The following is a 15,578-nucleotide window of genomic DNA, read 5'->3' as shown; positions in this document are numbered from 1 at the left end:
GACAGGTTCAACCGGAGCAACTGGAAGCACAGGCCCGACCGGTCCAACGGGAGCAATAGGTCCAAGAGGATTAACTGGTCCGACAGGTTCAATCGGAGCAACTGGAAGCACAGGTCCGACCGGTCTAACGGGAACAATAGGTCCAAGAGGATTAACTGGTCCAACTGGAGCAACAGGAGTAACAGGAGTAACAGGCTCAACAGGTCCTGTGGGTAATACCGGTGCGTCAACTGGAGCCACCGGAACTACTGGAGCCACCGGAGTAACAGGAGCCACCGGAGTAACAGGAGCCACCGGAGTAACAGGAGCCACCGGAGAAACCGGAAATACGGGAGCCACCGGAGTAACGGGAACTACCGGAGCCATCGGAACTACAGGGGAAACCGGAACTACCGGAGCCACCGGAACTACCGGAGCCACCGGAGTAACAGGAGCCACCGGAGTAACGGGAACTACCGGAGAAACCGGAACTACCGGAGCCACCGGAACTACCGGAGAAACTGGAACTACCGGAGCAACCGGAACTACCGGAGCCACCGGAGTAACGGGAACTACCGGAGAAACCGGAAATACGGGGGCCACCGGAGTAACGGGAGCCACCGGAAGTACTGGAGCCACCGGAAGTACTGGAGCCACCGGAAGTACTGGAGCCACCGGAACCACTGGAGCCACCGGAGAAACCGGAGCCACCGGAGCCACAGGAACTACCGGAGCAACCGGAACTACCGGAGCCACGGGAGCCACCGGAGAAACTGGAACTACTGGAGCCATCGGAACTACCGGAGCCACGGGAGCCACCGGAGAAACTGGAACTATCGGAGCAACCGGAACTACCGGAGCCACCGGAGTAACGGGAACTACCGGAGAAACCGGAAATACGGGGGCCACCGGAGTAACGGGAGCCACTGGAACTACAGGGGAAACCGGAAGTACTGGAGCCACCGGAAGTACTGGAGCCACCGGAAGTACTGGAGCCATCGGAAGTACTGGAGCCACCGGAAGTACTGGAGCCACCGGAACCACTGGAGCCACCGGAGAAACCGGAGCCACCGGAACTACCGGAGCCACCGGAGAAACTGGAGCCGCCGGAGCCACTGGAGTAACGGGATCCACTGGAGTAACGGGAGCCACTGGAGCCACCGGAGCAACCGGAACTACCGGAACTACCGGAGCCACCGGAACTACCGGAGCCACGGGAGCCACTGGAGAAACTGGAACTACCGGAGCCACCGGAACTACCGGAGCCACCGGAGCCACCGGAACTACCGGAGCCACCGGAGTAACGGGAACTACAGGGGAAACCGGAAGTACTGGAGCCACCGGAACCACTGGAGCCACCGGAACCACTGGAGCCACCGGAAAAACCGGAAATACGGGAGCCACCGGAGAAACCGGAACTACCGGAACTACCGGAACTACCGGAGCCACCGGAGAAACCGGAAATACGGGAGCCATCGGAGTAACGGGAGCCACTGGAGCCACTGGAACCACCGGAGTCACCGGAATCACGGGAGCCACCGGAGAAACCGGAACTACCGGAGCCACCGGAAGTACTGGAGCCACCGGAGCCACCGGAAGTACTGGAGCCACCGGAAGTACTGGAGTCACCGGAACCACTGGAGCCACCGGAGAAACCGGAACTACCGGAGCCACTGGAGCCACTGGAACCACCGGAGTCACCGGAACCACTGGAGCCACTGGAGTGACCGGGAGTACGGGCGTGACGGGAAGCACCGGTGCAGCCGGAGCAGATGGAGTGACCGGAAGTACGGGAACAACGGGAAGCACCGGTGCAGCTGGAGCGGATGGAGTGACGGGAGCCACCGGAGCCACCGGAAGTACAGGAGCCACCGGAGCCACCGGAACTACAGGAGAAACTGGAGCCACCGGAACTACAGGGGAAACTGGAGCCACCGGAGCCACCGGAGCCACCGGAAGTACTGGAGCCACCGGAAGTACTGGAGCCACCGGAAGTACTGGAGCCACCGGAAGTACTGGAGTCACCGGAACCACTGGAGCCACCGGAGAAACCGGAACTACCGGATCCACCGGAGCCACTGGAGTGACCGGAAGTACGGGAACGACGGGAAGCACCGGTGCAGCTGGAGCGGATGGAGTGACGGGAGCCGCCGGAGTGACCGGAAGTACAGGAACGACGGGAAGCACCGGTGCAGCTGGAGCGGATGGAGTGACGGGAGCCACCGGAGTGACCGGAAGTACGGGAACGACGGGAAGCACCGGTGCAGCTGGAGCGGATGGAGTGACGGGAGCCACCGGAGTGACCGGAAGTACGGGAACGACGGGAAGCACCGGTGCAGCTGGAGCGGATGGAGTGACGGGAGCCACTGGAGTGACCGGAAGTACGGGAATGACGGGAAGCACCGGTGCAGCCGGAGCAGATGGAGTGACGGGAAGCACAGGATCCACCGGAGCCACGGGAGTGACTGGAGCGACTGGAAGCACCGGAATAGCCGGAAGCATAGGAGTCACCGGAAATACAGGAAGTACGGGGGCGACTGGAGCGATCGGAAGCACCGGAACAGCCGGAAGTATAGGAGCCACTGGAAGCACCGGAAGTACGGGAAGTACAGGAGCGACCGGAAGTACCGGAACAGCCGGAAGTATAGGAGCCACTGGAAGCACCGGAAGTACGGGAAGTACGGGGGCGACTGGAGCGACCGGAAGTACCGGAACAGCCGGAAGCATAGGAGCCACTGGAAGCACCGGAAGTACGGGAACGACAGGAGCTACGGGATCAACCGGAAGCACCGGACCAGCGGGAAGCATAGGAGCCACTGGAAATACAGGAAGTACGGGAACGACAGGAGCTACAGGATCGATCGGAACCACAGGACCAGTGGGAAGCATAGGAGCCACCGGAAGTACGGGAATTACCGGAGCTACAGGAGTGACTGGAACCACAGGACCAGCGGGAAGCATAGGAGCCACTGGAAGTACGGGAACTACAGGAGCTACAGGAGCGACTGGAAGTACAGGACCAGCGGGAAGCATAGGAGCCACAGGAAATACCGGAAATACTGGATCTACTGGATCAACCGGAAGCACAGGAACAGCCGGAAGCATAGGAGCCACAGGAAATACTGGAAGTACGGGAACGACTGGAGCCGCCGGTGCAACGGGAACAGCAGGAACATCTGTTTTGTTTCTATTTAACACTACACCTGGGCCAATTGCTGTTCCTGTTACCCCACCAACTGAAACTGTGTTGGGAACATTAGCTGTTCCAGTAACAGCAGGACAGACACTTCAACTTTCTTATGCTTCTACTATAGAATTTATTACTACTGCGAATTCTACTATTAGTTATTCTTTGAGGTTCTATGCAGATTCGACATTGATAAACACTCGAACCTTTAACACATCATTTACAAATGCTTCTACTTATAGGAGGCCAATAGCAGAAATTACTGGGTTCAATGTAGCCGCAACAGGTACGATTAATGTTCAAGTTAGAGCGATCGTTAACAGCCAAAGTAACGTCATTTCTCTTGTTGGATTAAACACTGATATTAATGCATTGAGAATCGGATAGCATCAAAAGGCACTTCTGATAAAGGATTCAGAAGTGCCTTTGATGATCTTTTGTCGATGGACGAACTACTGATGAATTGTACCTCACATACGACCTGACTAGAGAAGAATCGAGACTAGTGGGTATTGGTTAATATATCATCACGTTTGAAATTCAACCTCACTTACTGAAAGGGAGATGGTGGATGGTTAGACAACTTGTAATGGTGCAATATCCCTTGTACGATGCGTTTTGATGCATTCCCATCTCCATATGGATTTTTTATTCCGATCATGGATTGATATGCATTTTTATCTTTTATTAAATGACTTCCCTCTTCAAAGATTATATTTTCATCTGTTCCAACCAGTTTAGCTGCTCCTGCATTTACTACTTCTGGTCTTTCTGTGACATCACGCATCACTAGAACAGGAACCTGCAAAGTTGGTGCTTCTTCTTGGATTCCTCCCGAATCTGTTAAAATCAAGTAAGAATGTGCGGCGATATTATGAAAATCAATCACATCGAGAGGATCGATCAACAGTATTCTGGGATGATGACGAAGGATAGAATTTGCTTTCTTTTGGATGATGGGGTTTAAATGAATCGGAAATACAGCAACTACATCAGAGTGAGTTTCTACTAACCGACGAATAGCTCGAAACATGTTATCCATTGGCTCACCTAGATTTTCTCTGCGATGAGCTGTTATTAAAATCACTTTTTTTCCTTGGATTTGTTTGGCCAACGGGTGATCGTATTTTTTTTCAATTGTCATACTTAGCGCATCAATTGCGGTATTTCCTGTTATGTATATGGAGTCTTTTGATATTCCTTCTCGATATAAATAATTAGCTTCTTTATCGGTGGGAGCAAAGTGCAGGTCAGCTAAACTCCCTACTAATCGGCGATTTAACTCTTCTGGGTAAGGGAGATACTTTTGGTGAGTTCGCATTCCAGCTTCCACATGTCCCACTTTTATTTGCTGATAAACGGATGCAAGGCTAACAGAGAAAGTAGTAGTTGTATCACCATGCACCAAAACCAAATCAGGTTTTAATTGAATTAATACGGTTTCCATTCCTTGAAGTACTCGAATTGTAATTTCGCTTAAAGTCTGGTTATTTGTCATCACTTTTAGATCAAAATCGGGTGTCAAATCAAATGCTTGTAATACTTGCTTTAGCATTTGCTTATGTTGAGAAGTTACACAAATAAATGTCTCAATCTCAGCATGACGTTGCAATTTATTGATAAGTGGAGCCATCTTAATTGCTTCTGGCCTTGTTCCAAAAACAACAAGAATACGGAGCATAAGCACCCTCTTTTTCAACAATTTTTTCTATTTTTATGTTTAGGACATGAAACCTATGATTAAAGTCATGCTTCTTCTCGAATCAAAAAGCCATTCCTTCTTTAAAAAAGGAATAGCTTTTTGATTTATCTTGGTCCACGCTTAAAAGGGTTAAATTCCACCGATTGAGAAGCCTGTTGTTGAGGGAAATATTTTTTTGGAGTTTGAGAAGATTGGGGCATAGAAGTTGTTTTAGCCTGCTCATTTGTTAATTTTTTCGATATTCGATCCATTGTTTTAAAATGTCCATCTGTAGCAATTTCTTGGCGTTTCTTCGGTATGGATTGAATGCTTTTTTGCAATGCTTTTAAGTTATTTTGATATTCAAGTTCTCTTTTTTTATATTCTGCGATCTTTTGTTCAAGCTGCTGAATCTTTTCCTGTTTATCGATTTGTTCTTCTTGGGGTTTTTGTTCGTATTCTGCGATCTTTTGTTTTGATTCTTCGATTAATTGTTGCTTTGTTTGTAAATCTTCTTTTAAACTTGTGATTGTTTCCTCCTGTGTTGTGATTTTTTGTTTCAATTGGATGTGTATTTGTTGTTTTTCTTCTAGGTTTTCCTTATGTTCTGAGATGGTTTTTTCATGTTCGGTAATTTTCTTTTCTAATTGTTCGATTAATAATTGCTTAGTTGCTAGACTCCTTTGTAATTCAGCGATATCCTCTTCGTATTTTTTGATCTTTTGTTTTAATTGATCTATGGTTTGTTGTTTTTCATCTGTACTTTCTTTAAAAGAGATCGTTATTTGTTCGTGTTCGTTTATTTCTTGTTTAAGATCATCAATCAACTGTTGTTTTATGAGGGAATCTCCAGTTGCTTCTTTTTCCTTTTGTTCATATTCTGCCAATTTTTTTTGAAGTTCTTGGATGGTTTGTTTATCTTGATTTTGATCTTGTAGGTATTTTTGTTCTTTTTCAATATATTGCACAATAAGTTTATTTTTTTGTTCCAGTTCCAATCGGTATTCCTGTTCCTTTTTTTTGCACTTGTCAATGATTTGATCTTTGTCTTCGCGTTTTTTCCAGTTCCAAAATCCCATTTAGACAAGTCCTTTCTTTGTTATTTATAACTCCATTTATCATATATATGCTATGCATACATCTATGTATTTGTTAAAGTAAATCAAAATCTCGGTCTTACCTAAATTAAAAAGCTGTTGATTCTGATTGAGATCAACAGCTTATGTAGGGTGAAGCATTGAATTACGTCGTTGGAGAAGGGAATGCATTACAGTCTTGAATAATAATAGCGTTCCCGATGTCAACGGAAGTTGCAACTGCTGCAAATAATCCAGGAGAAACACTTAATAAGGTCAAGACATAGCTATCTACTGCACCTGCATCAACTAATGTTAGCAAATACGTTACAGGTATGGTATCTCCACCTGCAGTTACGACAGTACCTTGACCGGATACTACTTGTGTTCCTATTCCTAAAAGGACGGTGCAAGTTTCGGAAGTAAAGGAGTTCGCAGTAAAAGTAAAGCTATTATTTGGTGGAACTGCATCTGTATCTGTGAAGGTAAATCGAATGTTTGTATTGATTTCCGCACAACCGTTGCATACATTTCCAACAAGTGCAGCTGTACCAGCACTTATAGCAAATCCATTTAGAACTAAGCCAACCGAGGAAGGAATTGGAGCATTTGGAGAATTAAAGGAACTCTCGCAATCACAATTAGGTTGTGGAAAGAAATCACATTGCTGTGGGAACAAAGTTGGCGGACAAACGGAAGTAACAGGTATTTCGATTGGCGCACGCGGTGAGCAGAATTTCGCCAAAACTTCTAATTTTACTGCGGCAATTACTTGAATTTCTTTACATATATTGAGTTCGATTCCTACAGATGCTGGAAATGGGATACCGCAAACTGGTGGTGGAGTGGTGATGACACAATCTCCACCGATAATCCGACAAATAAGGTTGTCATTTGTAAACTCCGGTGGAAAACACAATACAACTTGGCGAACAAATGGCACTGTCAAAGGAATCGTACAAGTAGCAGGATTGCCATACTCATCGGTACCAGTAAAGGTTATATCAACAGGGATGTCTTGTCTCAATTTCACTAAAGCTGCACTGACTCCATCGATGTTAATGGGACGACGATCAAGTATGGTACAAACTCCATTGGTAACACAAGTGATAGGAAAAAATTGTTCCGTTATTAATGTGCAGGTAATATCTGTAACAGTGGTTGGACATTCGGCAGGGTGTTTTGCAGGTAATGGTACGGTTGTATTAATATCTTCTGTTAAGAGCACAAAGTCGTATACTTTAGGCACACAGATGCATTCCGTTTGGACATTATTTGGAATAGGCGGAGTGACCTGAGAGCCTCTTATTGGTTTGATCATAGTGTTCTTTCCTCCTCCTTATTTACTTTAAGATGGACTTTTTTAGTCGATGATTCATTGGGTATATGTATCATGTATATTCGATATTTTTTTATTAATTAATCAATTAAATCTATTTTTGTATGTAGCTGAGTTATGTTTATCATAAAAATAAAAAATAGCTGTTGGTGTATGACCAACAGCCTGTGTAGATGAAGCATGGTTACGTTGTTGTAGTAGGGAATCCAGTACAATCCTGAATAATGATAGAGTTGCCGATGTCGATAGACGTTGCAACTGCTGCAAATAATCCAGGAGAGACACTTAATAACGTCAAGACATAGCTGTCTAATGCACCTGCATCAACCAATGTTAGTAAATACGTTACAGGTATGGTATCTCCAAGCGCAGTTACTACTGTACCTTGACCAGTTATTACTTGTGTTCCTACTCCTAATAAGAAGGTACAAGTTTCAGATAGGAAGGAGTTGGCGGTGAAAGTAAAGCTGTTGTTTGGAGGAAGACCATCTGTATCCGTAAAGGTGAAATTAATATTTGTGTTAATTTCCGCACAGCCATTACAGACGTTCCCTACAAGAGAAGCGGTACCAGCAGCTATTGTTAAACCATTTAGAACTACGCCAACTGAGGTTGGTACTGGAGCATTTGGTGAATTAAAGGAGCTCTCACAATCACAGTTAGGTTGTGGGAAGAAGTCACATTGCTGTGGGAATGTAAGCGTTGGACAAGCGGTAGTTACTGGAACTTCGATTGGAGCACGTGGCGAACAGAACTTCGCTAAGACTTCTAATTTTACCGCAGCCAATACTTGAATTTCTTTGCATATATTGAGCTCGACTCCAACAGAAGCAGGGAATGGAATACCTCCAACTGGTGGAGGAGTGGTGATGACACAATCTCCACTGATAATCCGGCAAACTAGGTTGTCATTTGTAAACTCAGGCGGGAAACACAATACCACTTGGCGAACAAAAGGTACTGTCAAAGGAATCGTACAAGTAGCAGGATTTCCTAAAGCATCTGTCCCGGTAAGGGTGACATCCACTGGGATATCCTGTCTTAATTTGACTAAAGCTGCGTTTACCCCGTCGATGTTAATAGGGCGACGGTCGAGAACAGTACAAACCCCATTTGTTTCACAGCTTATTGGAAAAAAGGAAGTTACACCTGTCAACGAACAAAAAATATCGGTTACGGTAGTCGGACATCCTGCTGGTGGTGTCGCAGGTAGTGGTATCGTAGCATTGATGTCCTCTGTAAAGACCACAAAATCATATACTTTGGGAACGCAGATACACTCAGCCTGAACATTATTTGGAACTGGTGGTGTGACCTGAGAGCCTCGTATTGGTCTAACCATAATTTCCATTTACCCCCCTTAGGTAGTAATAACTTTCAACGTATATATACGCAAAACAAGTAAGGATCGCTTTAGGCAAAAGTCCAATTTTCATAAAAATCTATTGCTTATAATGGGAGAAAAGTTTTTTAAATTGTTACTTTTCTTCTATTCCGGTTCATAAACTATTTCTGATATAGCGATAAAGACAGGAGGATGTCTATGGACTGGAAGATATATTACGACAACGAAAATAAGGGACAGTTACCTTTTCATTCTCTACCTATTTTTCAATTGTTTTGCGAACAGATAGGTTTTCAAACGAAATGGAACCAACGGGAAAAAATACTTCACCTCGCCTCTGTGTTTCAAGGAAAAAAAGTATATCTCATGCCAATGAAACAAAACGATAGTCATACTTTTATGCTGGACACAACCAAAGAGTTCCTTAGCTGTACAGGTATCCAAGTAACAGTATTACAGGCGAAGTCATCTCTTCCAGATGATGGAGAAATAATGGTTAAACTAAAATCTTATATGAGTGACAAACCTACAACCTCAAGTCCAAAATTTATGATTTCTCATAGTGAAGGGTTAATAGCGAAAAAATGGGCAGAGATGTTGGCGGAAGAATGCCAAAAACATGAAATTATTGCACGGCTTAAAGAAGAAGACAAAAAATCCCCTATTCCTATCTTGGAACTTCGCAGTAGATTACCCAAATCGCAAGGAATGGAAAGGGACATGGAGGAAAAAATCAGCCTTATTTTGGCCTCTGCATTACTCAGAGGATGTGCTGAAGAAAATGTTTTCTCATTTCTACCATTTCTGCCTCTCGATTCGATGAAATTGCTTTTTCCAAAAGAAGAAAGAAGTTCTCTCCCTCCATCGGTTCCAGCAGAACCACAGAAGAAAAAGGATCAAGCCCAACACACAGAAGTTTCACCACAAAAGACAGGGAACATTACAGCAAATCCTGTGGCCATTCCACCTTTTCGGATGGAAGTATGCTTTGATTACCAAATTGTTTTTCCAACTTCGGAGGAGGATGATTATTTGGTTTTAGGAAATATGTTTCTCAAAAATACAGGTATGGGTGCTCTGCCAGATCCCCATATTTGCATTCAAGTCCCCCCTTCTTCCCATATAAAACTAAAAGGTCAAATCATCCCGCCTAAAATGACGGATACCGTTGGCGTTCAAAGTTTTTCAGGAGACAGTGCGGTTGGATGGACATATGTAGATGAAGATTGGCGTAATAAAGTAAAAGAGTTAGGGGAGTATTGGGTAAAGTCGATGCAAGCCTTAATCGTTAACCCTGGTGAAACTATTCTATTTCCTAATTTTCAGTTATCCATTCCCCGTGATAGTAGTGGAGACATTATGATTGAAGGTTCCGTACACTATAAAGGGCTAAATTTCCAGTATCCAGCAACGAATAAAATCGCCCTTTCGTTTACCTAAATTTCTTTCGAGGAGGGACCCATTTGTTGGAATTTTCATGGTTTCAGTTTCTCATTTTTGTTCTTGCATCTTTTCGGTTTACTCATCTCATTGTCTTTGACGAAATAACGTCTATCATCCGAGAGCCATTTGTCAAAGTTACTTATGAGCCAGATGATTCTGGTCAAGTTGTAAGAAAAATCCATATTATAGGCACAGGATGGCGTCATACTGTGGGTTTATTTTTAAGTTGCCATTGGTGTGTCGGAATTTGGTCATCAGCTTTGCTTTTTTTCTTATACCTATGGTTTCCAGCTTCTTATCCCCTCCATCTTGTCTTAGCAATTGCGGGAGCTGCTGCATTTATTGAATCAAAATTGTATTTTGGTTAACAGAGAAGAATAAAGTATATTGAGGTGAGAAAACGATGAATGAAAAAAGAAATGCAAGTGAAATGTATAAAAAGAAAATGCTTCAATTACAGCATATAAATCAGGCATATGAAGCGAAAATAGAAAAGTATAAGTATCAACATGCTAAAATGGGGCGGCTATTAGAAAAATATCGAACTCTAGAAGGAAGATATGCAAAACAATTGGATGAGATAACAGCGCATTACGAAGAAAAAGAGTATGAATTAAGGCAAGCTTTGAGTACAGCTAAGGAATTAGGAACCGAGAAGCATGAGGAGATCAACGATTTACAGGAGAATGAGACAAAATTACGGCAATCACTGCAACAAAAAGAACGACAAATAGAAACATTATTAAAAGAAATAAAGGCTTATCAAAGACAAGGGCAAATAAAAAGCATACAAAGAGAAAGTATACAAAAAGAAAGCATTCAAAAAGAAAATAATATAGAGCAACTCCTGCAAACGAATGAGCAAACGATTGGACAATTACGATCAGAAGCTAATTCTTATGAGAGAAAAATCAAACAATTGGAGCAAATCGAACAGAATTACGCAGAAAATGTAACGGAGCTGCGACAACTTCTTGATGAAAAAGAACAAACGATTGGGCAATTACGATCAGAAGCTAATTCTCATGAGAGAAAAATCAAACGATTGGAGCAAATCGAACAGGATTACACAGAAAAAGTAACGGAGCTGCGACAACATCTTGATGAAAGAGAACAAACGATTGAGCAGTTACAATCAGAAGCTTATTCTCATGAGAATAAAAACAAGCAATTGAAGCAAATCGAACAGGATTATACAGAAAAAGTAACGGAGCTAAGACAACATCTTGACGAAAAAGAACAAACGATTGGGCAATTACGGTCAGAAGCTCATTCATATGAGAAAAAAAACAAGCAATTGGAGCAAATCGAACAGAATTACGCAGAAAAAGCAACAGAGCTAAGACAACATCTTGATGAAAAAGAACAAATGATTGGGTATTTACGGTTAGAAGCTCATTCATATGAGAAAAAAAACAAGCAATTGGAGCAAATCACACAGAATTACACAGAAAAAGTAAAGGAGCTAAGACAACTTCTTGATGAAAAAGAACAAACGATTGAGAAATTACGGTTAGAATCTGCTGCGAATCAAGAACAAATCAGTAAATTGAAACAAAAAAATGAAATTTTCCAGGAGAATAAAAAGGAACAAGAGGAACAGACGAAAACGCTTGAGAGAGAAAAAAGGAAACTTGAAAATGATGTAAAAGAAAAGGAAAAACAATTAGTTCAAGAAAAAGAAAGTATGGCTTATCAGATTAAGCTGCTCACTTCTGCCTTTCAAAAACAACTGGAGCAACTTAGCCAAGAAGATCCTCAAAAAGAAGAGGCTTTGTTGCTGGATGAGAAAACGAAGGAGGAGCCATTGAAACTAGAGAAAGCAATCACAGCTAATCATACAGCCCATCCTATATCTGGTAACGTCACTAACAAGAAAGCCCCAATAACAATCCAGCAACTGCCACCAGAATTTCAAACAGATCCAGATCAAAATGGTAAGTTTCTACGCAACCATCAAGTACCTTATGAAAGTAATTACAGGGAACCATTAAAAAAGGAAACGGATGACTAATTTCTACAGATATACAGCACGTCTGGAATAAATTCGAATATGATAATACCGAATATATTGGCTATTGTAGAAAGGAGATATTTTATGGATCCTCGATTTATCCAGTGGCAAAACTTTCGTCCATCAAGAAGAAATGGGCAACCTTGGAATGAAGCAGCTTCAAACTCTGATCAAAATAAATTAGTTCGTCCTATACAACAACCGTCTCAAGGGAGGGCCAATCAACAACCGCAACGCCGAGGCGGTTGTTGTGGGAAGAGAGCAACAGACTAATCGCTGTTTTACTTTTTTTCCACATGTGTTTAGCTCTATGACATCCCATTGTATGGAGCAAAAACCTTTTGAAGCATGTGGTCTGTTGTCTGGTAACCATAATGTGGCTAGTACCTTCTGGCCTATGAAGAATATTTTACGCAGTCCCGATGCTTTTCAAATGGATATGGGTCAGCTCGAGATAACATTTAAACAAATGAAAGAAAAAGGAGAACAGCTAGTAGGGATTTATCATTCCCATCCTACTGCTGCACCTTATCCATCACCACAAGATGTGATCTATGCCAATTATCCTGAAGCAGTTTATGTGATTGTTTCATTATTTCAAATAAAACCAGAAGTTGCTTGCTTTCGTATTCGGCAAGGTAAGGTGACACCTATACCATATAACATTCACTAAACTTCTTAGGTTATCACTAGCCTTCTCTATCACTAGGGGGCTAGTTATTTTTTATATTTCTTTGTGCATTATAGTCTGGTTTCTTTCGTGTTTAATTGAGAAAACAAACACCAAAGTAAAAAATAACCACTGATTATTGTCAGTGGCCAAACATCATGCTATTTTGGGAGTTTTGTTTTCGTAGAGAGGTACATAGCATTGATTTATTCGTTTTTATCCATAAACTTGAGCAATTGATAAAGTTGAAAATATACTCCTGTCAGTAGGGCACGTGGATCAGCCTCAAAGTGTGGCGAATGCAAATCGTATATTTGTTGTTGGTGTTCTGGTTTGGTTCCTAAGCGGAAGAAATGCAGGGGATAACCTAACTCAGAAAACCAAGAGATATCGTCTGCTCCTCTGCTCGACTCCGTATGCTGGACTTCAATCCAAGGGAAATGTTCAGAGATACCATAGGAATCTTCGACGAGTATTGGGTCATTCACAACTGGAGGAAGAGCAGGAATCCCACTATTTTTTAACTCCAATTTTACAAAATCGTTTTCCATACTTTTTACATAACGATGGATTGCTGTTTTTGCTTTTTCATGAAACGTAAAGTCAGGTGTTCGCAATGTTCCTTCACACCAAGCTGTTTCTGGGATAATATTGCCTTTGCTGCCACTGTGTATTTGACCGAAAGCGAGAACAGCTTCTGGAACATCATGCGCGATAAACTCAGGTAATTGTGATAGCACTTGTCCTATTACTGTAAGAGCACTATAGGAATGTTCTGGTCGAGCAGTATGTCCTCCTTTTCCTTTCACCTCAATTTTTAGAAATTCGGCTGAATAATTAATTAAGCCAGGACAAGTAGATATTTTACCTGCAGGTAGTTCTGGATATACATGCAGGCCAAAACAAACAGCATCTTTGCCGAGATAGTTAAGTAATTTTTCCGATTTGATTAGAAATGCAGTCCCATTTAGTTCTTCGGCAGGGCGAAAAAGAAGGATAACTCGACAGTTTAGGATATCTTCGTGTTCTTTTAACCACCAAGCTATTCCCAATAAAATAGATGTATGCATATCATGTCCACAAGCATGCATCGTATCATTTGTTTTTGAGCGATACCAATTAATGGATGATTCTTCAATAGGTAAAGCATCAAAATCAGCGGTAAAAATTACAGTTCTTTCTCCCTGTCCAAACGATACGGTGATTGCTTGTGAAGAAACAGGTTTTTCGAATATTTCACCATTAATATCATATAAATTTACTTTTAAACCTAAATTTTTTTCAAGAACCATGGTGATATAACGGATCGTATTTCTTTCTTGAAAGGATAATTCAGGGTGTTGATGCATGAAATAAAAATGACGTGACATCCATTGATACCACTTGGATTGTGATGTGTTTTGAAGTAGTGCTAAGCGGTTCATATTTTCATCATTCCTTTGTAGAGAATAGTTTTATTATACAATGATTTGGTTTATTCAAAAAACAGGAATAAAACGGCTTATGTCAATATATCTCTTTATTTTCAAGGGGTATCGCGCTTTAACGTCATTTTAAAATTTTTTTATAAAAAGGGCAGCATGAACTAAATTAAATTTGATTTGTCATTCTTGGCAACCATCTTATGTATATAACCAGATGAAAAATGCTTGTTTAAAAGAGAAGTTCGCATGGATCTCATCCACAGTGTACTTCTCTTTTTTTTTCTTTTTCTACAACGCTTAATTAATGCTTCAAAATGAGGGGGGATTTTTTTGAAAAAAATATGTAGGAGAGGTGCCCTAACTAGGCAAATAGCCTTTCCGTTATAGATGCCTCTGTATATATTAACTAGAGCCAATTATTTTAGGGGAGTTGAGATGATGTCACAAGCTAATACACCAAATGTTACTCGAACTATTACAATTACTCGAGAAGATGCGATAAATTTGTTACTCTCTTCTGTAGACTTAGAAGAACTTGGTCTTAGCCATATCATTAATGACGAATTTCTGCGTGGCATACTTCCAAGCGATTCCGGAGTTTCAGTATCAATCAGCGATTTATTAAAGGCAAATAACAGTGTTCAATCTTCACTGCGGGAAATTGCGAAAAAAGAATTGCTATTACAAAATGAGTTGAAAAATGTATTGCAATCTACTGTATCCATAAGTTCAACAGGAGATACAGATGCAACTGGAGATACAGATGCAACGTTAGGTGCCGTTGAAGCCGCCGAAGAGACCGAAGCAGCGGGAGCCTCTGAATTCACAGAAGAAACAGGATTCATTAGTGAAATTAAAGCCATCGGAGAGACTGGAGCCAAGGGAGAAACGGGAGCCAAGGGAGAAACCGGAGTCACGGGAGAAACGGGAGCCAAGGGAGAAACTGGAGCCAAGGGAGAAACTGGAGCCACTGGAGAAACCGGAGCCACGGGTGAAACTGGAGTAAAGGGAGAAACCGGAGCCACTGGAGAAACTGGAGCCACAGGTGAGACTGGAGCCAAGGGAGAAATCGGAGCCACGGGTGAAACTGGAGTAAAGGGAGAAACTGGAGCCAAGGGAGAAACGGGAGCCAAGGGAGAAACTGGAGCCAAGGGAGAAACTGGAGCCACCGGAGAGGCTGGAGCCAAGGGAGAAACGGGAGCCAAGGGAGAAACCGGAGCCAAGGGAGAGGCTGGAGCCAAGGGAGAGGCTGGAGTCACGGGAGAAACCGGAGTAAAGGGAGAAATAGGAGCCACTGGAGAGGTCGGAGCCAAGGGAGAAACCGGAGCAGAGGGAGAAACCGGAGCCACTGGAGAAACCGGAGCCACTGGAGAAACCGGAGCCACTGGAGAAACAGGAGCCACAGGTGAGACTGGAGCCA

The 15,578-nt window shown here is 43.0% G+C and carries 12 protein-coding genes; 7 read left to right on the top strand and 5 right to left on the bottom strand.

The annotated features are described in order from the left end of the window. On the top strand, window positions 1-3,553 hold a 3,553-nt coding region (locus AC5WOE_RS19705), incomplete at its 5' end, for a collagen-like protein (protein ID WP_496053323.1). Between the two features lie 163 nt (window positions 3,554-3,716). Here AC5WOE_RS19705 and wecB read toward each other — a convergent pair. The 4 genes from wecB to AC5WOE_RS19685 form a co-directional block, all read right to left on the bottom strand. After that, window positions 3,717-4,847, bottom strand: coding sequence for a non-hydrolyzing UDP-N-acetylglucosamine 2-epimerase (wecB, locus tag AC5WOE_RS19700; protein WP_496053322.1), 1,131 nt, complete (start codon window positions 4,845-4,847; stop codon window positions 3,717-3,719). 125 nt (window positions 4,848-4,972) lie between these two features. Continuing rightward, window positions 4,973-5,926 (bottom strand): hypothetical protein, encoded by a 954-nt coding sequence (locus tag AC5WOE_RS19695; protein ID WP_496053321.1) that lies wholly within the window; start codon window positions 5,924-5,926, stop codon window positions 4,973-4,975. 163 nt (window positions 5,927-6,089) lie between these two features. Then, the gene (locus tag AC5WOE_RS19690; protein WP_496051545.1) at window positions 6,090-7,244 is read right to left on the bottom strand and encodes a BMQ_0737 family morphogenetic spore coat protein; all 1,155 of its coding nucleotides are present in this window, start codon (window positions 7,242-7,244) and stop codon (window positions 6,090-6,092) included. A 202-nt stretch (window positions 7,245-7,446) separates the two neighbouring features. Continuing rightward, window positions 7,447-8,613 (bottom strand): BMQ_0737 family morphogenetic spore coat protein, encoded by a 1,167-nt coding sequence (locus tag AC5WOE_RS19685; protein ID WP_496051544.1) that lies wholly within the window; start codon window positions 8,611-8,613, stop codon window positions 7,447-7,449. A 192-nt stretch (window positions 8,614-8,805) separates the two neighbouring features. Between AC5WOE_RS19685 and AC5WOE_RS19680 the strand changes: the two genes are divergently transcribed. The 5 genes from AC5WOE_RS19680 (at window position 8,806) to AC5WOE_RS19660 (ending at window position 12,737) form a co-directional block, all read left to right on the top strand. Further along, the gene (locus AC5WOE_RS19680) at window positions 8,806-10,047 is read left to right on the top strand and encodes a hypothetical protein (RefSeq protein ID WP_496051543.1); all 1,242 of its coding nucleotides are present in this window, start codon (window positions 8,806-8,808) and stop codon (window positions 10,045-10,047) included. A 23-nt stretch (window positions 10,048-10,070) separates the two neighbouring features. Further along, complete coding sequence (locus tag AC5WOE_RS19675; RefSeq protein WP_496051542.1) at window positions 10,071-10,418, top strand: DUF1360 domain-containing protein; 348 nt, start codon at window positions 10,071-10,073, stop codon at window positions 10,416-10,418. A gap of 35 nt (window positions 10,419-10,453) precedes the next feature. After that, the gene (locus AC5WOE_RS19670; protein WP_496051541.1) at window positions 10,454-12,064 is read left to right on the top strand and encodes a hypothetical protein; all 1,611 of its coding nucleotides are present in this window, start codon (window positions 10,454-10,456) and stop codon (window positions 12,062-12,064) included. A gap of 84 nt (window positions 12,065-12,148) precedes the next feature. Next, window positions 12,149-12,337 carry a hypothetical protein gene (locus AC5WOE_RS19665; protein ID WP_496051540.1) on the top strand — a complete coding sequence of 63 codons (189 nt, stop codon included), beginning with the start codon at window positions 12,149-12,151 and terminating at the stop codon, window positions 12,335-12,337. Then, on the top strand, window positions 12,315-12,737 hold the full coding sequence (locus AC5WOE_RS19660; RefSeq protein ID WP_496051539.1) for a M67 family metallopeptidase: 423 nt from the start codon (window positions 12,315-12,317) through the stop codon (window positions 12,735-12,737). The genes AC5WOE_RS19665 and AC5WOE_RS19660 overlap by 23 nt, the downstream gene beginning before the upstream one ends. Before the next feature lie 203 nt (window positions 12,738-12,940). Here the strand turns inward: AC5WOE_RS19660 and AC5WOE_RS19655 are convergent, their stop codons facing one another. Continuing rightward, a complete protein-coding gene (locus AC5WOE_RS19655) occupies window positions 12,941-14,158 on the bottom strand; it encodes a M20 metallopeptidase family protein (protein WP_496051538.1) in 1,218 nt (405 codons plus the stop codon). Between the two features lie 438 nt (window positions 14,159-14,596). Here AC5WOE_RS19655 and AC5WOE_RS19650 point away from each other — a divergent pair. Further along, a partial coding sequence (locus tag AC5WOE_RS19650; protein WP_496053320.1) for an alpha-helical endospore appendage domain-containing protein occupies window positions 14,597-15,578 on the top strand: 982 nt, incomplete at its 3' end.

This window comes from Shimazuella sp. NTD248 (genome assembly GCF_059510395.1).
This window is presented reverse-complemented; position numbering and strand designations above follow the sequence as displayed.

Bases quoted from the DNA above. Each gene is read 5' to 3' on its own strand.
- AC5WOE_RS19685 (WP_496051544.1), bottom strand. From the start codon at position 8,613: ATGGAAATTATGGTTAGACCAATACGAGGCTCTCAGGTCACACCACCA.
- AC5WOE_RS19695 (WP_496053321.1), bottom strand. From the start codon at position 5,926: ATGGGATTTTGGAACTGGAAAAAACGCGAAGACAAAGATCAAATCATT.
- wecB (WP_496053322.1), bottom strand. From the start codon at position 4,847: ATGCTCCGTATTCTTGTTGTTTTTGGAACAAGGCCAGAAGCAATTAAG.
- AC5WOE_RS19655 (WP_496051538.1), bottom strand. From the start codon at position 14,158: ATGAACCGCTTAGCACTACTTCAAAACACATCACAATCCAAGTGGTAT.
- AC5WOE_RS19665 (WP_496051540.1), top strand. From the start codon at position 12,149: ATGGATCCTCGATTTATCCAGTGGCAAAACTTTCGTCCATCAAGAAGA.
- AC5WOE_RS19690 (WP_496051545.1), bottom strand. From the start codon at position 7,244: ATGATCAAACCAATAAGAGGCTCTCAGGTCACTCCGCCTATTCCAAAT.
- AC5WOE_RS19670 (WP_496051541.1), top strand. From the start codon at position 10,454: ATGAATGAAAAAAGAAATGCAAGTGAAATGTATAAAAAGAAAATGCTT.
- AC5WOE_RS19680 (WP_496051543.1), top strand. From the start codon at position 8,806: ATGGACTGGAAGATATATTACGACAACGAAAATAAGGGACAGTTACCT.